The organism is Kaistella haifensis DSM 19056, from assembly GCF_000735695.2.
GTDB lineage: Bacteria > Bacteroidota > Bacteroidia > Flavobacteriales > Weeksellaceae > Kaistella > Kaistella haifensis.
Map to the genome: position 1 here is coordinate 85,731 of NZ_JASZ02000001.1, position 21,118 is coordinate 106,848.

A 21,118-nucleotide genomic window follows, 5' to 3' on the forward strand; every position below is an offset into this window, starting at 1 on the left:
ACCAAATAAATTACATCTCTGCATTTTGTTCATTGCCGTAGAATTTAGGCATTTGCCAATGATATTTCACTGCCAATGTTCGAATCGCAACAATTAACAAAATCGTGGAAATTTGGACAAAAGTATAAGAGAGCGTACTATATTTAACAAGAAAAAGAAACACACCGCCTCCTACAATACAGGCAGTTGCATAAATTTCTTTTCTGAAAATCAAAGGAATACGATTCAATAAAATATCGCGAATGATTCCTCCGAAACATCCCGTAATGGTTCCTAAAGTAAGACAAATTAAAGGATGTAGATCGGCGTTTAGACCTTTCTGAATCCCGATAATTGTGAAAAGTCCAAGACCGAAACTATCAAAGATAAATAAAGTAACACTGAATTTTTTTTCAATCGATTTAAAAATCATGGAAAGAATCGCTGTGACAAAAATCAGCGAACACATCCACAAATCGTGCATCCAAAAAACAGGAACATCCAGCAGCAAATCTCTAACAGTTCCGCCTCCAACGGAAGTTACGAAAGCAATAATAAGCACGCCAAAAGGATCCAGTCGTTTTTGCATCGCGGCAAAACTACCCGACATTGCGAAGGAAATGGTTCCCAAGATTTCTATGATAAAATTGAATTGCTGATGCACTGTTAGAATTATTGCTTATTGCTTAATACCAATATCAAACTCTCACCGCATCTGGGACCAACAGCTCATATTCGCCGCCGTGTGTGATAATTTCGCGAACAATGCTGCTGCTGATGAATGATTTTCCGGATGAGGTAAGCAGGAAAACGGTTTCCAGCTTTTTGTGGGCAAGCGTTCTGTTTGTGTGTGCGATGGCTTTTTCAAATTCGAAATCTGCGGGATTTCTCAGACCTCGAATGATGAACTGGGCATTTTTCTGCAAACAGTAATCTACGGTAAGTCCTTCAAAAAAATCAACTTCTACATTCGACAAATGTTCGGTGGATTTGCGGATGAATTCCATTCTTTTTTCGAGGGGAAACATGTATTTTTTCTGAGAATTCTGCCCTATTGCAATAATCAGTTTGTCGAAAAGCGGAGCTGCTCTTTCAATGATGTCGTAATGTCCTAAAGTAATCGGATCAAAAGATCCCGGAAATACAGCAATTTTCATAAATAGTGATGGGGTTAATCGGATTCGTATTTATTTTTTCAGCGCTTTTTCCACTTCATTTCCGCAAAGATCCTGAATCGAAATGCCGTAGATTTTTGCCTGTTGCGGAAGAATACTTGCTGGTGAAAATCCCGGATTGGTATTCATTTCGAGCATATACGGAGTTCCGTTCATAATGATAAATTCGCTTCGGGAAAATCCGCTCATCCCTAAAGATTTGTACGCTTTTTTAGCAATATCTTCCACTTTTTGGCGGGTCTCATCATCAATTCTCGCAGGAGTAATTTCTTCCGATGCTCCTTCGTACTTGGCTTCGTAATCGAAGAATTCTTTGTGCGGAACAATTTCCGTGATTCCTAAAACGATTGTTTCTCCGTTGAAATCGACCACACCCACAGAAACTTCCATTCCATTGAGGAAACTTTCAATTAAAATTTCATCATCTTCCGCAAATGCAAAATCCAAAGCTACTTTCAGTTCGGAAGCTTCTTTTACTTTTGAAATTCCCAGAGAAGAGCCACTCTGATTTGGTTTCACAAACAATGGAAGACCCAATTCATTGATAATTTGTGATTCATTTACGGATTCGCCATTTCTTAGATAAATACTTTTTGCTGAAGGAATGCCGTATTTTGAAAGGACAGCCAGCGTATCTTTTTTATTAAAAGTTAATGCACTTTGATAAAAACCACAGCCGGTATATTTTTGTCCTATGGTATCCCAGTACGCTTGCAACTCACCATTTTCACCAGGTTTTCCGTGAATAATATTAAAACAAACATCAAACTTCACTGTGAAACCACTTTCAAGATCGACAGAAAAATCGGCTTTGTTAATAGGAACTTTTTGTTCGCGGTCATCGAGGAAATACCATTCGTCTTTTAAAATGACCACTTTATACACATTATACAACTCCCGATCGAGAGAATCGTAAATCAGCTGTCCGCTTTTGAGAGAAACTTTATATTCATCAGAATAACCTCCCATTACCACGGCGACATTTTTCTTGTTCATTGTTTTTATGTAAGTAAAGCAAATTTAAACAAATTGTTGAAAAATTGCCTTTATTATGGAAATATATTGTTGTTTCAGCAAATTATTTTCTGGATAATTTATACAATAAAATTTCCTAAAAACCATCGTTCAGGACTTTTCTTTCGTGCTAAAAAAATGTATTTTTGCAACCTATGAAAAGATGGTATCTCTACCCTTTTTCTCTGGTTTATCATTTGGTTACAAGCATCCGAAACCTAATGTATGACTGGAGGATCATTAAATCGACTACACTGAAAACACCAATCATCAATGTTGGAAACCTCTCCGTAGGCGGAAGTGGAAAATCGCCCATGGTGATGTATTTGGCAGAATTGCTTTCAAAACATTACCGAACCGGGGTTCTTTCTCGCGGTTACGGCCGATTGACCAAAGGCTACGGAATTACCAACTACGATAGCAATTACAAAACCGTGGGCGACGAAGCGATGCAGCTTTTCGAGAGATTCAAAAACCGTTTTGTAATCGGAGTTTCGGAAAAAAGAGTTCCCGGAGCAAAAAAAATGATTGCCGATATGGATTTGAACGTCCTCATTCTGGATGATGCTTACCAACACCGAGCGATAAAACCGGGTTTCAACATCTTAATGACGGATTACAATGATCCTTATTTTAAAGATTTTTTGTTGCCTGCAGGCGATTTACGAGAAAGTCGAAGCGGTGCAAAAAGAGCACAGATCATTATGGTTTCCAAATGTCCGGACGATTTAACCGAGGAGAAAAAACAATATTACATTTCAAGAATAAAACCTCAGCATTACCAAAAAGTATTTTTTTCGAGCATTGGTTATGATGAAAATATTTATAATAAAACCCAATCGCTTCCCGATAATAATTTAAGTTATTACGATATCTTGCTCATCACCGGAATTGCGAATCCAAAACCGCTTTTGAATCATTTGGCTAAATTTTCTCAGCGTGTAAAACATTTGAAGTTCAAAGATCATCATAATTTCAGCGATCAGGACATCAAAACCATCATCGCAGAATATAAAAAACTTGGCGAATACAAAATAATATTGACCACCGAAAAAGATTATGTAAGACTCAAGACTTTCGATTATCTCCGGGAAATCGTGTATTATTGGCCAATTAATGTACATATCGACCGACAGGAAGAATTCAACCAAATCATCCTAAATTATGTTAGCAAAAATTAAAGAAACAGCCGATTTCATTAAGCAAATCATTCAAGATGTTCCAGATTTCGCAATCGTTTTAGGTTCCGGTTTGGGTGCTTTGAAAAATGAAGTAGAACCGATTCACACTTTGGATTATCATGATATTCCCAATTTTTCGCAAACAACCGTTGCCGGACACGGAGGAAAACTAATTTATGGAACGCTCGAAGGCAAAAAAGTACTGATGATGAGCGGCAGATTTCATTATTACGAAGGTCATGATATTCAGACGGTAGTTTTTCCGTTTCGAGTTTTTCATCTTTTAGGAATTAAAAATTTAATAGTTTCTAATGCCGCCGGAGGAGTAAATCCTGATTTTCGTGTAGCGGATATTATGATTATTAATGACCATATCAACATGCTACCGGAACATCCACTTCGAGGGAAAAACCTCGACGAATTCGGGCCGAGATTTGTCGATATGAGCGAACCTTATCACCGAAAAATGATCGAAATCGCGGAAAACGTGGCTAAAGAATCCGAGATCAAAATCCACCAAGGTTGCTATGTTGCGCTGCAAGGCCCAACCTTCGAAACTCCCGCTGAATACGGAATGATCAGAGCAATCGGCGGCGATGCAGTGGGAATGAGCACAGTACCGGAAGTGATTGTTGCCAAACATCAAGGAATGAATTGTTTCGGAATTTCTATCATCACCGATGTTGGCGGACCAGAAATCGCTTTTACTGTTTCTCATGAAGAAGTTTTGCAAGCTGCGAACAAAGCAATGCCAAACGTAATTACCATCGTGAAAGGTTTAGTGAAAAATTATAACGACTAATTTTTTTCATTAAAAATAAAAAAACGCATCTTATTCGAAGGTGCGTTTTTGTTTGGTTAAAAATTTAAAGCAAATTACTTCACTTTCACATAAATATGTCGGATGTTTCCCACTCCAGTTTCGCGTTCGTCGATTTGTATTTTGCTGATATTTTTGATTAATGGCAAAAGTTTGGGGAAACCGAAATTTCGTGGATCAAAATCGGGTTTCTTTTTGATGATGAAACTTCCGAGATTCCCGAGAAAAGTCCAGCCGTCCTCATCCGCCAAAGCGTTGATGCTTTCGGTAATCAACTTCACGGTTCGGGCATCGATTTTACTCAATGGTTCCTGTTTTTTCTTGGTTTTGGTGGCTTTTTTGGCAACGGTAGTTTCAGGTTCTTCAACACTTTCACTATCTTCGGTGCTGTTGAGAATTTCCAGATAAATAAATTTATCGCAAGCTGAAATAAACGGTTTCGGTGTTTTCTTTTCCCCAAATCCGATGACGGTCATTCCGGCTTCTCGCAATCGGGTGGCCAATCTTGTAAAATCGCTATCGCTGGAAACAATACAAAATCCAGTAACTTTTTCCGAATACAAAATATCCATCGCATCAATGATTAAGGCGCTATCGCTAGAGTTTTTTCCGGTTGTGTAGCTGTATTGCTGAATCGGCGTGATGGCGTTTTCAAGCAAAACATTCTTCCATCCGGAAACGGTCGGTTTGGTCCAATCAGCATAAATTCTTTTGATGGTTGGCGTTCCGTTTTTCGAAATTTCTTCCAGCATTTCCTTCACATTTTTATAAGGAACATTATCTGCATCGATGAGTACGGCTAATTTATCGTCGGTCATATTTTTTATCTTTTTTTAATGATTGCACTTTGTACAATTTACCCAAATTTACATTAAATCTTTCAAATAAAGCCACTAAAAGGCCGATAAATACAATTTAATGAAAGGAAAATGATCGCAAAGACTTTTCAATTCTCATCAATTTTCGGTTACAATTGCTAATTTTACCCAATGGAAAGCCACCGAAAAATCATTCATGTTGATATGGACGCATTTTATGCTTCCGTGGAGCAGCAAGACAATCCAGAACTTCGCGGAAAACCGGTTTGTGTAGGTGGCGGACAATATGGTGTGGTAGCTGCCGCAAGTTACGAAGCCCGAAAATATGGAGTTCGATCCGCAATGCCCGGAAGAATGGCCTTGGAAAAATGTCCGCATTTAATTGTCGTGAAACCCAGGTTTCAGCGTTACAAGGAGATCTCAATGCAAATTCGCGAGATTTTTCATGAATATACCGATCTTGTTGAACCGCTTTCTTTAGATGAAGCCTACTTGGATGTCACCGAAAATAAAAAAGGAATTTCTTCTGCCAACGATATTGCAAGGGAAATACGCAAAAAGATTTATGAAAAAACCGGACTTACAGCCTCTGCTGGAATTTCGGTGAATAAATTTCTTGCAAAAGTCGCTTCCGACTACCACAAACCTAACGGACAGAAAACCATTCATCCAACTCAAATTTTGGAGTTTATGGAAGATTTGCCGATTGAAAAATTCTACGGAATCGGGAAAGTAACATCCAACAAAATGCATGAATTGCATATTTATAAAGGTGCCGACTTAAAGAAAAAATCTTTGGAAGAACTGATCCGGCTTTTCGGGAAATCGGGAAATTATTATTACAATGTCGTCCGAGGAATTCATCACGGTGAAGTAAAACCTCATCGCATCCAGAAAAGTGTGGCCGTGGAAGAAACTTTCTGGGACAATCTTTTGGATGAAGAAGCTGTTTTCGCTCAGCTAAAAACCATCAGCCAGGAGCTTGAAAACCGACTTAGCAAAAAAGAAATCAAAGGAAAAACATTAACTCTAAAAATTAAATACAAAGATTTCACCCAATATACCCGCAGCAAAACCAAGGAAACTTATTTTTTAAATCACTTCGAATTTTATGAAACAGCTAAAAAACTTTGGGAACTTCGTCCCTTCGATAAACCAGTTCGGTTGTTGGGGCTTTCGCTTTCTAACCTCAACACTTTAGAAAAAAAGCAGGTTTCGGTACAGTTAAAAATTCCTTTTACAGAATACGAATAATAATTCATTGTTTTAAAAATTTAAACAAAAAAATTCGTTCCTTCCACTTTTGATAATGTTTTCCACATAAGCTCTTTATTCAGTTTAAATATTGCTTTTACAATAAATTAATTTCAAAAAATTTAAATAGTAAACTCATCGTCAATTTCAAAACACTAAACTTTCGGGGATTAAAAAATAGACTTTTGGATGACCTTGAATGCAATTGCATTGGTTTAATTTATGAAATCTCCTTTTTCCCCTAAATATTGGACTTGTTTTTGCTAACTTCACCAATCAAAATTCATCAATAATGAATGCAACCATGATTCAGTTTTTCCATTGGTATTCCGAAGGAAATTCAAAACTATATGATCACGCGAAAGATTCTGCAGAATACTTAAAACAATTGGGAATTTCCGCGGTTTGGTTTCCGCCTGCATATAAGGCCAATGGCGGCGGGTTTTCTGTAGGTTATGATCCCTATGATTTATTTGACTTGGGAGAATTTGATCAAAAAGGAACCATCCCGACTAAATACGGATCAAAAGAACAATATGTCAACGCTTGCAAAACTTTACAAGAAAACGGCATTTCCGTAATTGCCGATATTGTTTTGAATCATAAAGCCGGTGGCGACGAAAAAGAAAAGTTCCATGCCGTAAAAGTAAATCCCGAAAACCGACAAGAAAATATTTCAGAACCTTTTGAAATTGAAAGTTACACGAAATTCACTTTTCCGAATCGTGAAAAAAAATATTCAGACTTCGAATGGAATTTCACCTGCTTTTCTGGCGTAGATTATGCGGAAGGTCAGGAAGAAGGAATTTACCAAATCATCCACGATTTCGGAGATGGTTGGGAAGAGATGATCGATACCGAAAAAGGGAATTACGATTATCTGATGTACAACGATATCGATCACCGAAACCCATTCGTTCGCGAAGAGCTCGACAAATGGGGCAAATGGTATCACGGCCAGATTCATTTCGACGGACTTCGGTTAGACGCGGTGAAACATCAATCTCCGGTTTTCTACAAAGAATGGCTTTACAAACTTCGAGAAAATACAGATAAAAATATTTTCGCCGTCGGTGAGTATTGGGCTCCTGGCGAGGTAAATCTTTTGCAAGATTACATCGAAGCCACCGAAGGTTGCATGAGTTTGTTCGATTCTTCGCTTCAACAAAATTTTCACATCGCTTCCAAAGAAGGTGCGGATTATGATTTACGAAAAATATTTGATGAAACCTTGACTTTACTGAATCCCGCATTTTCTGTAACCGTCGTCGATAATCACGATACACAACCACTTCAAGCGTTGGAAGCTCCTGTTGAAAAATGGTTCAAACCTTTGGCTTATGCATTAATTCTCCTTCGAGAAAACGGATATCCTTGTGTGTTTTATCCGGATTTATTTGGCGCACATTACGCCGATAAAGATAAGGAAGGAAACGATCAGGAAATATTTCTCGATAAAGTAGAAAAAATTGAAGAACTATTGAAAGCGCGACAACAATTCGCTTATGGAGCGCAAAAAGATTATTTTGAAGATGCGAACTGTCTTGCCTGGACCCGCGAAGGTGACGACGAACACGCTGGTTGCGCAGTAGTTTTAAGCAACAAAGATGCTTACGAAAAACCAATGGAAATGGGTGAAAAATATGCAGGTAAGCAATTCTATGATTTTATGGGATGGTTTTCCGAAAAAATTACCATTGACGAAAACGGATGGGGAAATTTTCCGGTTCCGGCAGGAAATGTCTCGGTTTGGGTTCCCGAATAACTGAAAAAATTCTGATGAAAAAAATTATTATTGAAGGCAAAAACATCAATAATATCGAGACCTTCTACGAGGAAGTAAATCGAGTTTTTATGTTACATGAAAATTGGAAAATTGCGCAGAGTTTAGATGCTTTCAATGATATGTTATACGGATCTTTCGGTGAGATTAAAGGAAAAGAAAAAATCCAACTGATATGGAAAGATATGGTACAAAACCAAAAATCACTAGGCTTTCAAACAACCTTGGAGTTTTATCAAAACAAACTGAAATCTCCAGAAATTTTTAACCGTAAATTTGTTCTAAGTAAAATAGATGAACTGCATAATGGTGTAGGACTTACTTTCTTCGAAATTGTCTTAGAAATCATAGCCAATCACGACAATATTATACTAATTAAAAATTAATCGAAAAAAATTGCCGGTTTTGCATTATTTTTACTGAAATTTTTGGAAATGTTGCAAGATTTGGCCTTCTATCTTACGTTAGTCATTGTCATTGTGCTGCTTATCATGCTTGCGAAAAAGATAAAAGTAGCTTACCCTGTTCTTTTGGTTTTAGCGGGATTGGGAATTAGTTTTATTCCGGGTACTCCAATTGTAGAGATCGAGCCAGAACTCATCTTCTTTATTTTCTTGCCGCCCTTGCTATATGAAGCCGCATGGAATTCTTCTTGGAAAGAACTTTGGAGATGGCGAAGAATTGTCTTTAGTTTTGCGTTTGTCGTTGTTTTTTTTACTGCAATTGTGGTCGCTTTTGCTGCAAACTATCTTATTCCTGGATTTTCTTTGGCATTAGGTTTTTTGTTAGGCGGAATCGTATCTCCACCAGATGCAGTAAGTGCAGGAGCTATTTTAAAATTTGTAAAGATCCCGAAAAGATTCCAATCTATTTTAGAAGGAGAAAGCTTGTTGAATGATGCATCCTCCCTCATTATTTTTCGCTTTGCCTTAATTGCTGTGGCAACAGGGCAATTCATATGGCATCAAGCCATTGTGGATTTTATTTGGATGTGTGTAGGCGGAGCAGGAATTGGGATTTTAATTGCTTTTCTCTTTATGAAAATGCATAAACTACTACCAACTGACGCCAATATGGATACCATATTCACCCTTGCAGCTCCGTTTATCATGTATCTCGCTGCGGAAGAGTTGCACGCTTCCGGCGTACTTTCGGTCGTAAGCGGTGGATTATTTTTATCAGTTCGCCGACATCACTTTCTTAGTGGAACATCGCGGCTTCACAGCATAAATGTTTGGCAAAGTTTTAGTTTTTTACTCAACGGAATGGTATTTATGCTGATTGGGCTGGATCTTCCGCTCATTGTTTCCGGGCTTGGCGACACCAGCATTTTTCAAGCAACGATGTATGGGGTGGTAATCACCGGAGTTCTTATTATCATTAGAATGTTCGCCAGTTATGGAGCGGTTGTTTTCACGTTAATTATGCGAAATTTCATCAATGTTGCAGATGCCGAGCCTCCCGGTTGGAAAGTCCCAATAGTTCTCGGCTGGACCGGAATGCGCGGGGTGGTTTCGTTGGCTGCAGCACTTTCAATACCGGTGACTTTGGCAGACGGAAGCCCATTTCCTCACCGTAACCTCATTCTTTTCATCACTTTTGTAGTGATTTTACTTACTTTAGTTTTGCAAGGTTTAACGCTTCCTCTTTTACTGAAAAAAGTAAAATTAAAAGATAAAGATTTCATTAAATCTGAAAAAGAAATCGACTATGAAATCAGAAGCGAATTAGCAAAAATTGCCGTCGAAAAAATTAAAAAAGATTACCCCGACAAGTTGGAACAAATCCCAGCGCTCAAAGAGCAATTTCAAATTTGGGAAAACAGAATTAACAGTTCCGAAATCATCATTAATTATCCCGAATATCAACATATTTTAGCTGATATTTTGGAACATCAAAGAATGTGGCTCATCAATAAAAACCGAGAAGAACTCCTACTCGATGAAGAAATTGTACGGAAACATTTAAGATTGATCGATCTTGAGGAAGAGAGACTAAGTCTCGGAAAATAAATTTTCTCCCAACGTTTTATTTCATAAAAGTTAGAACTTTAAGAAAAAATTATGACAACTCCATTTTTCTATTTTATAAATTTGAAGTCTTAAAAAATCTATATGAATACAACCTCTGTAAAAGCCTTCGGAACCGAAGCAAAAGATAAAGATTTGCAACTGATGCAAATTGAAAGAAGAGAAGTAACACCTACAGATATTGAAATCGATATCTTGTACTGCGGAGTTTGCCATAGCGACCTCCATACGGCAAGAAACGACTGGGGCGGAACCAAATATCCTTCTGTTCCGGGACACGAAATCATTGGCCGAATTACAAAAGTAGGTTCTGCGGTAACAAAATTCAAAGTAGGCGATTTAGCCGGTGTGGGCTGCCTGGTAGATTCTTGCCGAGAATGTGAGAGCTGCAAACAAAACCTGGAGCAATATTGCCTTAATGGCTCTATAGGAACTTACAACGGAAAAGATGTGTTTTTGGGTGGTCACACTTTTGGAGGTTACTCCGAAAAAATTGTGGTTGATGAGGCTTTTGGGCTACACATCCCGGAAAATTTAGATTTAAAAGCTGTTGCACCACTACTTTGTGCTGGGATTACGACGTGGTCTCCGTTGAAACATTGGGAAGTAAAGGAAGGGAGTAAAGTTGCAGTAGTAGGATTAGGCGGATTGGGACACATGGCGATTAAACTTGCTAAAGGTCTGGGCGCCAATGTTACTTTATTTTCCAGAAGTCCCGACAAAATTCAGGACGCGCTGGATTTGGGTGCCGATGCTGTAGTAATTTCAACATATGAAAACGAAATGAAAGCCGTAAAAGGAAAATTTGATTTAATTATTGATACTGTTCCTTACGACCACGATATTAATCCTTATATCAGCACCTTAAATATCAATGGAACTCTTGTATTGGTAGGTTACATCGGAAAAATGGAAGATGCACTTTTCACTCCACCGATGATTGGTGGAAGAAGATCAGTTGCTGGATCAGTAATCGGAGGAATCAAAGAAACCCAAGAAATGCTCGATTTCTGTGGTGAGAAAAATATCCTTCCGGAAATAGAAATGATCAATATGCAAAACATCAATGAAGCGTACGAAAGAATGCTGAAAAGCGATGTGCGCTATCGTTTTGTGATCGATATGCAGAGCCTGAAGGGTTAAATACTTTCGAAATAATGATAAAATCCGGCAGGTTAATTCCCGCCGGATTTTTTTTGTTATTTAAGGAATTTCTTTGCTGTACAGCTTTTTCCATCGATAGGTTCTGTAATTTTCAGTCCGAGAATTTCGGTAACGAGCGGATAAATATTGACGTTCCGGAACTGCCCGATTTTTTTTCCTTTTTTGAAAGCTGGACCGGAAGCAGCGAAAGTCGCCCTCATCTTCGGAACTTTAAATGGATTGTAACCGTGTTTGCCTGGCGTCTTGCGTGCGTTAGGTTCAAGAAAGATTTTTGGAGCGTGGGGAACGAGTAAAATCTGCCCGATGCGGTTAAACCTGTCATCCGCTGTGCGGTAATGAAGCCTTTTAGGGAACTTTTCGGTGAGATAGACTTTGTAATCCTTGGTTTTATTTTTCTTTAACTCTCTGTAAACCTGATTCACTTCACTTTCATTTTTTAACGTTATGCGCAATAAGGTCTGCGAGTTATTGATGATGAAACGGTTTTTATCCTGAAGCAGAGCCGGAATTTCAAGTGTGTCTTCTATATCTACATCAATCATCCCATGATCCGATACAAAAATGAAATTCACATTCGGAAGCTGCAGTTCATTTACCTTCTCAATCAGTTTACCGATAGCGTCATCGACAAACTGTACAGCATTTTGTACTTCCAGAGATTCAGATCCGTACAGATGCCCGTTTTTATCAACTTCGGGAAAGTAAAAAGTAATAAAATGCGGTCTTTTTTCTTCCGGAAGTTTCAGCCAATTGAGTACAATATTAATTTTTTGATCGGCTGAAAACTTTTCATGATACTGATAATAATAAGTTGGTCGCACTCCACCGGCATCGCTGTTGGAAGCAACCCAAAACAAAGAAGCTGCGAGCATTCCCTGCTGTTCGGCAAGACTCCAGAGCGGCGTACCGCCGAGCCATGACCCGTCTGAAATCTTTGACTGCATGCTCATTCCGAAAAGATCATTCCTTTTTTTATCGTAGAAATAATTATCAACAAAACCGGTGTGCGATGGGAAAAGTCCGGTAATCATCGTGTAGTGATTGGGTCCCGTAATCGAAGGATAAGAGGGAATCATCGCTTTTGCGGAAACACCTTTTTCGGCAGGTTTCAGTATGTTTTTCGCATTGTATTTTTTGGCATAATCATATCTGAAACCGTCGGCAGAAATTAAAATTACGTAAGATTTTGTTAAAGAAGCGGCTGTATTTTTTCGGTTCGGAACCACAACTTGCGCAGTATCGGTTTGAGAAAAAGCCCATCCGAAAATCAGAATAAAAGCTAAAGAAAATAAGTTCTTCATGGAGAAATTTTGAGACCCAAATTTACTCCGAAAATCTGAATCCGGAATATTAAGAAATCTTCATTTAATTGGAATTTGAGAAATTGTTATCAATGGAAAAAATTAGGAATTTTGAGAAACTTCTTTCAACTTAACCATCATTTTCTCGGTCGCAGCTTTAAGTTCATCGATTCCATCATTATTATAGATCACAAAATCAGCACGTTTTATTTTATCTTTTTCGGGCATTTGTTTATCGATAACCGCTTCAATTTCCCGATAGTTTTTTTGGTCGCGATCCATCACGCGTTTGATGCGGATATTGTCGTCGGCGGTCACCAAAACACTTTTATAGCAGCTTTCATTAAGATTTAATTCAAACAAAAGAGCGGTTTCTTTAAAAATAAATTCTGCATGTTGCTTATTAACCCAATTTTCAAAATCGATTTTTACTGCGGGATGAATGAGCGCATTAAGCTGAAGCCGTGTTTCATCGTTATTAAAAACAATTTCTGAGACGTTTTTTTTATTATAAAATCCGTTTTCATCGTAAGCTTCTTCGCCTAGAAGTTCTTTAATGTTATTTTTTAAGACCTCATCATCATTTACAATTTCCTTCGCTCGATCATCCGAATAATACACCGGAAATCCCATTTCTTCGATGAATTTCGCTACCGTAGTTTTCCCTGAGCCGATGCCACCGGTGAGACCGATAATTTTTTTATTGTTTATTAAACTTTCTTCTTCCATTCTATAAATCCGTTCAAATTAATATCCAAAAACATCGTTCATAGTGAAGGTTTCATCCAGACGAACGCCCTTTTCGGTCATTTTCAAACTTGCCAATTCGTTATGGGCATCGTGCTCGAAAAACAAAAGATATTCGTTGTCCACACACTGCTTCAGGAACTTAGCTTTTTCTTCCATCGTCAGAAGTGGCCGCGTATCGTAACCCATGACATAAACCTGCGGAATATGCCCGACGGTAGGGATAAGATCTGCCGCAAAAACAATCGTTTTCTCCTGATACTGAATCACGGGAAGCATCTGTTTTTCGGTGTGTCCGTCTACAAAGATCACATCCATTTTAAGGTCTGGTGCGAAGCCGTAATTCCCATTCTGCGGAGTTGGCAAAAAGTTAAGTTGACCGCTTTCCTGCATCGGGAGGATATTTTCTTTTAAAAAACTTGCTTTTTCGCGCGGATTGGGTTCTGTTGCCCATTTCCAGTGTTCTTCATTGGTCCAGAAGTGCGCATTTTTAAAGGCGGGACGGTAACCGGTTTTATCATCATTCCATTCAATCGCGCCGCCACAATGATCGAAATGAAGGTGAGTAAGAAAAACATCGGTAATATCTTCTCGCACGAAACCGTATTTTTTAAGGTTTTTGTCTAAAGAATCATCGCCCCAAAGTGAATAATGACCAAAGAATTTCTCGTCTTGTTTGTTGCCGAGGCCGCAATCGATAAGGATTAATTTTTTGCCATCCTCCACCAAAAGCGAACGGGTTCCAAGCTCAATAAGATTTTTTTCGTCGGCCGGATTGGTTTTTTCCCACAGGGTTTTCGGAACGACTCCAAACATAGCGCCGCCGTCTAATTTAAATTTCCCACATTGTATTGGATATAATTTCATATATTTTGTTTTTGATTTTCCGTTTCTAATTTAGCAATTTATTTTATTTCAACGGACATCAGGGCTTTTCTGTTGATGATTTTTAACACAAAGAACGCGGTTTTTTTTAAATACTTAATGGTTTTTAAAGCGCAAAGGCGCTTCGCTTAGCAAGGGCGTTATTTATAATTTATTCGCAAGTCTTTTTACGCCGTCTTTAAATAAAACAGAATGAAAATTGAGGATCATACCCAATTTACAACCTGATATTCTTAAATAATTTAAAAGTTGATAGCTATGATAACTATTGATTTCGGGAACAGCTTTTATCTCTATTATCACTTTGTCTTCAATTAATAAATCAACTCTGAATGCCTTTTCAATTAATAAGGATTCATATTCGATCGAAATATCTTTTTGTTTTTCTACTTTTAAACCACTATTTTTTAATTCGTAGGCCAAACATTGTTCATAAACTGTTTCATATAGGCCAATTCCAATTTTTCGATGAATTTTTAATCCGGCTTCAAATATTATTTTTGAAATTTCATTCTCTGTCATTACGTGCTTTTTTGATTGAAAAGTAAATGGAATTTAGCCTTTTCTAAGTGAAACGCCTTTGCGCCAAAAATGAGTTATCTTTTTTAATTTCCTTTGCGTTCATTGCGTTTAAAGGGTTCTCATTTTCTCAGCGATATTCTTCGAATTTTCATCCGAAGATTGCTCTAGTTCTTTAATAATGTTTTTAAAATCTTCTTCTTTTCTGTTCTGACTTAATTTATTAACAATGAATACTTCCGTGGGAAAAATATAAATCCCAAAAGCGCCTTTCATTTCATTTTTTACATATTCATCGTCCATATTTTCAACCAGCATCGGGCATTTTTGAGGTTTTTCATATTTAAAAGTCAGCTTTCGGAGATGTTCATAAAGTTCATCATCATTCATCAATTTCACTTTTCCACGGATTTGAACCGCCTCGTAATTCCAGGTTGAAACATTTTGATGATTATACCAAGATGACGAAATATAAGAATGAGCGCCAAGAAAATCGCACAAAACTTCGTCGCCATCTTTCAGAACTTTTGCCTGAAAATTAGCTTTGGAAATATGAGTTTCCAGATAGAAATTCTCTTCATTTTCATTCAACAAAAACATGGAATGCGTCGCGGCTAATTTTTCTTTATCCGAAATTAAAAGCGCAAAAGCGTTTTCACTGATGATTTCTTTCATCAGTTCCTCGTCTTCGTATTTGTAGATTTTGGGGATGAACATTTATGGTGCAGATGTAATATAAAACTGATTTCCAATCTTTGTGAACTGAAAACTATTGATTGCTGAAAAATCATTTGCCTTTCTTGGGAGAAAAGAAATAATTGTATTATTTCTCAAGTCTTCTTTTGGAAGTTCATTTTCCGGAAAATAAGAATAATTCATTGAGTTTTCCCAACTTATATTCTTCTTGTATTCTCCTGAAAGTAATTTTCTGAAAATCTCATCGATTTTTTGCTGTTTATTTTTCAAGTATTCTTCTTTTTTATGATTTTTCCATCTTGTATTTTGCTGATTATCATTATCATCAGATGAAATTAAATCATAAAAATATTCAGGTAATACGGTATTGTTCTTCTTGAAATCTGGCAAAAATTTAATATTAAACCATTTTTCAAAATCTTTTTCTGGACTGTAAAAAGAATAGATGTTTCCATCACTTCCTTTGTATGAAGTATAAACATCTTTGTCCACTTTCTCATTGATCTTGAAATTTGTATAATCGATCGAATAAGAAAAATCAGTTCTATCTGCAATTTGAAACAATTCGCGATTTTGGGAATTTATGACAAAACTTTTTCCTCCTTTCCAGCCATAATGTTCACAGTTTTTAGAGTTCGTCGTTTCATTATCGTAGCACCATCTTTTCCCATTTTTATAAATGACAGCGATTCCATTGTGAAAGTCGCCTGCATCATCGTAAATAGCTGGAATAACCACTTTTCCATCAACATTAAAAAATCCAACTCGATCAGACTTATAATCTTTGAATTTTATTTTACCATCACTTTCTGATGCATATTCAAAATCAAAAATGTAAACACTATCCTTACCAAAGATTTCACCTTCCTTATTCAGATAGTATGTTTGTCTCATTCCTGAGGACAAATCCTCACTCACGGCAATCACCTTTTTAAAAATCTGTTCCGTCATAAAAGGCTCAAACTTGGCTGGCTGCTTAATATTTCCGTCTACATCTTTAAAACCAATTTTAGTAGAGTCCTGATTGTAGAAAGCATACCAATTGGTATCTTTTTTCTGCGAAAAGAAAAATATTGGAACGAGAATCCATATCAATTTAAAAATGTTCTTCATAAAAACAAGAATTAAAAAAGCTGATCCGGTCTTTTCGGTATGGAAATATTCAAATGTTTATACGCTTTTTCCGTTACTTCCCGTCCTCTCGGCGTTCTGATAATGAAACCTTCCTGAATGAGAAATGGTTCATAAACCTCCTCCAAAGTTTCAGGATTTTCGCCGATAGACGTCGCCAAAGCTGAGATTCCCACAGGTTTTCCACGGAAATTTTCGATCATCACGCGCATAATTTTATTGTCCATATCGTCCAATCCGAATTCATCAACATTTAATGAATTTAATGCGAATTTGGTAATTTCAATCTCGATTTCACCATTGCCTTTTATTTCCGCAAAATCCCGAACTCTTCGTAGCAGAGCGTTTGCAATTCTGGGCGTTCCACGGCTTCTTCGGGCGATTTCCAATGCAGCATCTTCATAAATCTGAACCCCGAGAACCCGCGCACTTCGTTCAATGATCATTCCTAAAAGTTCAACGGTGTAGTATTCCAGTCGCGATTGGATTCCGAATCTTGCCAACATCGGTTTGGTGAGCATTCCGGAACGAGTGGTTGCGCCAACCAAGGTAAAAGGGTTCAAACCGATTTGTACTGAACGCGCATTGGGACCGGTTTCCAGCATAATATCGATTTTAAAATCTTCCATCGCGGAATACAGATATTCTTCCACAATCGGCGACAGTCGGTGGATTTCATCAATAAACAGTACATCGTTTTCCTCCAAATTAGTAAGAAGTCCGGCTAAACTTCCAGGCTTATCCAAAACCGGACCCGAAGTAATTTTACATCCTACACCCAATTCATTCGCGATGATGTGGGCTAAAGTTGTTTTTCCCAATCCCGGTGGACCGTGCAAAAGAACATGATCCAGCGAGCCGCCACGATTTTTGGCAGCTGCCACAAAAACTTCTAGATTGTCCAATGTTTTTCGTTGTCCGGCAAAATCCTGAAAACTCTGCGGACGGATTTTTTCTTCTTGTAACAATTCCTCTTCGGAAAAATTTTCTTGGTCAGGGTGAAGAAAATCTGGCATTTTTTTGTTTTAAATTTAATGAATCAAAGATAATTCATTTTAATTATCTAAACACAAAACCCTTAATAAATCAACCATATATAGGGCTTAGTTTATACATTGATAAAAAAACTTTGCCGGCATAATGTTTAAATATTAAATTTACCAATATGAAAATAACTGGACCTTTCAAACAAATCGTTACACTTGCCAATCTTCCTTTGCGCGGAAAGTTGGCAGATGAACAACTCGAAATCATCGAAAACGGAGGAATTCTCTCCGAAAACGGAAAGATCGTTGATGTTGGGTATTTTGATGCCTTAAAAAAAGCTAATCCTTCAGCTGAAATTGAAAATATATTAGGAACACAAGTTGCTCTTCCTGCTTTCACCGATGCACATACGCACATTTGTTTCGGTGGAAACCGCGCCAACGATTTTGCGATGCGAAATGCCGGAAAAACCTATTTGGAAATTGCCGAAAGTGGCGGTGGAATCTGGAGTTCCGTGCAACATACGAGAGCAGCTTCGGAGGACGAATTGCTGAAAACCACTTTAGAAAGAATTCATTTTTTAATCTCTTTAGGAATTACCACGATTGAAATAAAATCCGGTTACGGTTTGGATGTGGAAAACGAGCTGAAAATGCTCCGCGTGATCAAGAAAGCGCAAAATTTTACCAAAGCCACTTTAGTCCCGACCTGCCTTTCTGCCCATTTGAAACCACGAGATTTCGAAGGTGATAATGTGGAATATCTTCAATATATTTTAAATAAAATTTTACCAAAAGTAAAAGAAGAAAATCTGGCAAAAAGGGTTGATATTTTCATTGAAAAATCTGCATTTCAGCCGGAGGAAAGCCGAAATTTCCTCATGAAAGCGAAAGAAATGGGTTTTGAAATTACCGTTCACGCTGATCAGTTCACACCCGGAAGTTCGAGGATTGCAGTGGAAGTTGGCGCAAAATCAGCCGATCATTTGGAAGCTACGGCGGATGAAGACATCGATTTTATCGCCTCATCGGAAACGGTGGCGATTGCTCTTCCTGGAGCGAGTTTAGGTTTGGGAGAGAAATTTTCACCGGCAAGAAAAATTTTAGACAAAAACGGAATTTTAGCCATCGCTTCAGACTGGAATCCGGGTTCCGCGCCGATGGGAAATCTTATTACGCAAGCTTCCATTTTGGCGACTTTCGAAAAACTTTCTACGGCAGAAGTTTTGGCGGGAATTACGTTTCGATCGGCGTTCTCACTTGGTTTGGAAGATCGTGGCCAACTTGAAAAAGGCAAAAAAGCAGATTTTGTCGCCTTCGAAACCGACAATTTCCAGAATATTCTATATCAACAAGGCAGCCTGAATGCAGCAAACGTTTTCGTTGACGGAGAAAAAATTTAAAATATGAAAGAAACATCAGATCAAAATACGTCTTACCAAAAGTTTTGGACGTTTTTTAGCGAAAATAAAGAAACGTTTTTTCAAGTTGTAAAAAGCCACAAAGATATTGAAGAAAAATTTCTAGATATCATTGCGCCAGAATTGAAATCCATAAATGAGGATTTACTTTATCTGACAGGAATGTTTGATGAAAGCACGGCCGAGCTCATCATCACTGTTGATGGAAACATTAAAGATATTGTGTACGCAGAAGAACTTATTGAAGCTGCTCCGTCATTGGAAAACTGGCGGTTTACTGCTTTAAAACCAGAATCTGACATTAAAAACACTTCTATCACAATGGAAGATTTTGAACTCACCAAAGAAAACATTTTCTTTTATGCCAATGATGATGAGAATTATCCTGACGAAATTGATTTAACATTTATTCATGAAGATTTAAATGATGACAACAGAAATGAAATCGCCAACGGAACCTTCATCTTCATCGATAATTATCTTGGCGAACTAAATTTTTTAACCCAAATTGATAATTTCAGAATTGCAGGAAAAAATGAAGCAGAAAAAGAGTTAATTCCTATTGAAAAGCTTAAAGATTATTTAAACTGGCGCGAAAGAGAGTTTATAGATAAACACAAAGGTTCTAAAATTCAAACAAACGAAGATTCTTTTTCTCTTTTTGAAGCTACATTGACAAATGGCTTTCCGTTAATTGCAACTGTAAATACAGATTTGTTGCGATGGAACAAAAAAGCTTCCCATCCTTGGATTTCCGTGTTAAGAATTGAATATAAAGGAGATGACGAAAGTGGATTTCCTGATAACGAAGATTACGAAATGCTAAATGCTATTGAAGATGAAATGCTTGTAGATTTAAAACCAGAAGAAGGAGACCTAAATATCGGACGAGAAACCGCAGAACACATTCGAGAAATATACTTTGCCAGCAAAGATTTCCGGAAGATTTCAAAAATTCTGGCAGAAACCACTCGCAAATATCCACAATACAATATCACTTTCGAAATTTATAAAGACAAATACTGGCAATCCTTTGAGCGATACGGAATTCATTAAAAATAATTATCTTAACGCCTCAAAAATAATACAATGAGCAACTTAGAAATGTGGGAAGTTTTCATCCAAACAAAACCCGGACTTTCCCATAAACATGCAGGAACCGTACAGGCGGCAACTGCCGAAATGGCGCTTCAAGCAGCAAGAGATGTATACACCAGAAGAATGGAAGGAACTTCTATTTGGGTAGTTCCAAGCAAATATATGGTAACTTCGGAGGGCGTAGACAAGGAAGCGTTTTTCGATCCGGCCGATGATAAATTGTATCGCCACCCGACTTTCTACGAAATCCCAAACGATGTGAAAAACATGTAAATACTTAGAAACAAGATTCAAGCACAAAGAATCAGAACCAACAATCTGGACTTTTAATCCTTGGCTCTTCAATCTCAAATAAAAATGAATCCACTTTTTAATTATCTCTTAAAACTTGCCGACGACACTTTGATTTTCGGTCAAAGATTGGGCGAACTCTGCGGTCAAGGTCCATATCTGGAAGAAGATATTGCACTTACGAATATTGCGCTAGATTATCTCGGTCAATCGAGTAATTTCTATAAATATGCAGCTCAAATTCAAAATGAAGGCAAAACCGAAGACGATTTAGCATTTCTTCGTCTGGAAAAAGAATACTTGAATTGCCAACTATCAGAGCTTCCCAATGGTGACTACGCAAACACAATTTTGAAAGTTTATTTCTTTTCGCTGTATCAAAAAATCGCCTATGAAGCATTGATGGAAAGCAGCGATGAACAAATTGCCGCCATCGCCGAAAAATCTTTGAAAGAAGTGAAATACCACTATACCCACGCTTCGACTTGGGTGAAAATGTTTGCCGACGGAACCGAAGAAAGCAAGACACGACTAAAAAACGCTGTAGAAAACCTTTGGGAATACACCGCAGGAATGTTTGCTGAAACTAATGGTGAAAAGGATTTGGTGAAATTACACATCGTTCCGAATTCTGAAAAACTTTATGAAATTTGGAAGGAAAAAGTAACCGAAGATTTCAACAATTTCGGCATTGAAATTCCGGAAAACGCATTCATGCAAAAAGGTTCCAGAACCGGCTATCACACGGAATATTTTGGTTACATTCTTTGCGAATTGCAATATATGCAGCGAACTTACCCGAATTGTGTTTGGTAATTTTTTAGT

22 protein-coding genes are annotated in these 21,118 nt (G+C 37.6%); 11 read left to right on the forward strand and 11 right to left on the reverse strand.

What is annotated here, in order from left to right; genetic code table 11:
• Positions 1-10 precede the first annotated feature (10 nt).
• The 3 genes from AP75_RS00455 to AP75_RS00465 are packed head-to-tail and all read right to left on the reverse strand — an operon-like array spanning position 11 to position 2,150.
• Positions 11-643 carry a trimeric intracellular cation channel family protein gene (locus AP75_RS00455; protein WP_088263375.1) on the reverse strand — a complete coding sequence of 211 codons (633 nt, stop codon included), beginning with the start codon at positions 641-643 and terminating at the stop codon, positions 11-13.
• Positions 644-677: 34 nt separating this feature from the next.
• Positions 678-1,136, reverse strand: a complete 459-nt coding sequence (gene coaD, locus AP75_RS00460) for a pantetheine-phosphate adenylyltransferase (RefSeq protein ID WP_031501450.1) — start codon at positions 1,134-1,136, stop codon at positions 678-680.
• 30 nt (positions 1,137-1,166) lie between these two features.
• Positions 1,167-2,150: a D-alanine--D-alanine ligase gene (locus tag AP75_RS00465; RefSeq protein ID WP_031501449.1), complete on the reverse strand. Its 984-nt coding sequence runs from the start codon at positions 2,148-2,150 to the stop codon at positions 1,167-1,169.
• 173 nt (positions 2,151-2,323) lie between these two features.
• Here AP75_RS00465 and lpxK point away from each other — a divergent pair, with 173 nt between their 5' ends.
• Positions 2,324-3,349 (forward strand): tetraacyldisaccharide 4'-kinase, encoded by a 1,026-nt coding sequence (gene lpxK, locus AP75_RS00470; RefSeq protein ID WP_031501448.1) that lies wholly within the window; start codon positions 2,324-2,326, stop codon positions 3,347-3,349.
• Positions 3,333-4,151, forward strand: coding sequence for a purine-nucleoside phosphorylase (locus tag AP75_RS00475; protein ID WP_031501447.1), 819 nt, complete (start codon positions 3,333-3,335; stop codon positions 4,149-4,151). The genes lpxK and AP75_RS00475 overlap by 17 nt, the downstream gene beginning before the upstream one ends.
• Positions 4,152-4,225: 74 nt before the next feature.
• Here AP75_RS00475 and AP75_RS00480 read toward each other — a convergent pair whose 3' ends face one another.
• Complete coding sequence (locus AP75_RS00480) at positions 4,226-4,987, reverse strand: NYN domain-containing protein (RefSeq protein WP_031501446.1); 762 nt, start codon at positions 4,985-4,987, stop codon at positions 4,226-4,228.
• 171 nt (positions 4,988-5,158) lie between these two features.
• Between AP75_RS00480 and dinB the strand changes: the two genes are divergently transcribed.
• The 5 genes from dinB to AP75_RS00505 all read left to right on the forward strand — a co-directional run bounded on the left by dinB (position 5,159) and on the right by AP75_RS00505 (position 11,197).
• Positions 5,159-6,241, forward strand: a complete 1,083-nt coding sequence (gene dinB, locus AP75_RS00485; protein ID WP_031501445.1) for a DNA polymerase IV — start codon at positions 5,159-5,161, stop codon at positions 6,239-6,241.
• Between the two features lie 292 nt (positions 6,242-6,533).
• A complete protein-coding gene (amyA, locus tag AP75_RS00490; RefSeq protein WP_031501444.1) occupies positions 6,534-8,006 on the forward strand; it encodes an alpha-amylase in 1,473 nt (490 codons plus the stop codon).
• A 14-nt stretch (positions 8,007-8,020) separates the two neighbouring features.
• Positions 8,021-8,410 carry a barstar family protein gene (locus AP75_RS00495; protein WP_031501443.1) on the forward strand — a complete coding sequence of 130 codons (390 nt, stop codon included), beginning with the start codon at positions 8,021-8,023 and terminating at the stop codon, positions 8,408-8,410.
• Positions 8,411-8,458: 48 nt separating this feature from the next.
• Positions 8,459-10,036 (forward strand): Na+/H+ antiporter, encoded by a 1,578-nt coding sequence (locus AP75_RS00500; protein WP_088263376.1) that lies wholly within the window; start codon positions 8,459-8,461, stop codon positions 10,034-10,036.
• Between the two features lie 102 nt (positions 10,037-10,138).
• Positions 10,139-11,197: an NAD(P)-dependent alcohol dehydrogenase gene (locus AP75_RS00505; protein ID WP_031501442.1), complete on the forward strand. Its 1,059-nt coding sequence runs from the start codon at positions 10,139-10,141 to the stop codon at positions 11,195-11,197.
• Positions 11,198-11,253: 56 nt separating this feature from the next.
• On the opposite strand, the gene AP75_RS00510 is transcribed toward AP75_RS00505, so the two are convergent.
• The 7 genes from AP75_RS00510 to ruvB all read right to left on the reverse strand — a co-directional run bounded on the left by AP75_RS00510 (position 11,254) and on the right by ruvB (position 17,513).
• Positions 11,254-12,519, reverse strand: coding sequence for an alkaline phosphatase family protein (locus AP75_RS00510; protein WP_031501441.1), 1,266 nt, complete (start codon positions 12,517-12,519; stop codon positions 11,254-11,256).
• 102 nt (positions 12,520-12,621) lie between these two features.
• Positions 12,622-13,248, reverse strand: coding sequence for a dephospho-CoA kinase (gene coaE, locus AP75_RS00515; RefSeq protein ID WP_088263377.1), 627 nt, complete (start codon positions 13,246-13,248; stop codon positions 12,622-12,624).
• An 18-nt stretch (positions 13,249-13,266) separates the two neighbouring features.
• The gene (locus AP75_RS00520) at positions 13,267-14,133 is read right to left on the reverse strand and encodes an MBL fold metallo-hydrolase (RefSeq protein WP_031502960.1); all 867 of its coding nucleotides are present in this window, start codon (positions 14,131-14,133) and stop codon (positions 13,267-13,269) included.
• Between the two features lie 162 nt (positions 14,134-14,295).
• Complete coding sequence (locus AP75_RS00525) at positions 14,296-14,673, reverse strand: GxxExxY protein (RefSeq protein ID WP_031502958.1); 378 nt, start codon at positions 14,671-14,673, stop codon at positions 14,296-14,298.
• A gap of 108 nt (positions 14,674-14,781) precedes the next feature.
• Positions 14,782-15,387 (reverse strand): FMN-binding negative transcriptional regulator, encoded by a 606-nt coding sequence (locus tag AP75_RS00530; RefSeq protein ID WP_031502956.1) that lies wholly within the window; start codon positions 15,385-15,387, stop codon positions 14,782-14,784.
• Entirely contained in the window at positions 15,388-16,479 is a 1,092-nt protein-coding gene (locus AP75_RS00535; RefSeq protein ID WP_031502954.1) for a WG repeat-containing protein, read from the reverse strand.
• An 11-nt stretch (positions 16,480-16,490) separates the two neighbouring features.
• On the reverse strand, positions 16,491-17,513 hold the full coding sequence (ruvB, locus tag AP75_RS00540) for a Holliday junction branch migration DNA helicase RuvB (RefSeq protein WP_031502952.1): 1,023 nt from the start codon (positions 17,511-17,513) through the stop codon (positions 16,491-16,493).
• 149 nt (positions 17,514-17,662) lie between these two features.
• On the opposite strand from ruvB, the gene hutI reads away from it, so the two are divergent.
• From hutI to paaC, 4 genes are all read left to right on the forward strand, one after another.
• The gene (gene hutI / locus AP75_RS00545) at positions 17,663-18,886 is read left to right on the forward strand and encodes an imidazolonepropionase (protein ID WP_031502951.1); all 1,224 of its coding nucleotides are present in this window, start codon (positions 17,663-17,665) and stop codon (positions 18,884-18,886) included.
• A 3-nt stretch (positions 18,887-18,889) separates the two neighbouring features.
• Positions 18,890-19,960, forward strand: a complete 1,071-nt coding sequence (locus AP75_RS00550) for a DUF695 domain-containing protein (protein ID WP_031502949.1) — start codon at positions 18,890-18,892, stop codon at positions 19,958-19,960.
• Positions 19,961-19,993: 33 nt separating this feature from the next.
• Positions 19,994-20,275, forward strand: a complete 282-nt coding sequence (gene paaB, locus AP75_RS00555) for a 1,2-phenylacetyl-CoA epoxidase subunit PaaB (protein WP_031502947.1) — start codon at positions 19,994-19,996, stop codon at positions 20,273-20,275.
• A gap of 84 nt (positions 20,276-20,359) precedes the next feature.
• Positions 20,360-21,109 carry a 1,2-phenylacetyl-CoA epoxidase subunit PaaC gene (gene paaC, locus AP75_RS00560; RefSeq protein ID WP_031502944.1) on the forward strand — a complete coding sequence of 250 codons (750 nt, stop codon included), beginning with the start codon at positions 20,360-20,362 and terminating at the stop codon, positions 21,107-21,109.
• The last annotated feature ends 9 nt before the right edge of the window (positions 21,110-21,118 follow it).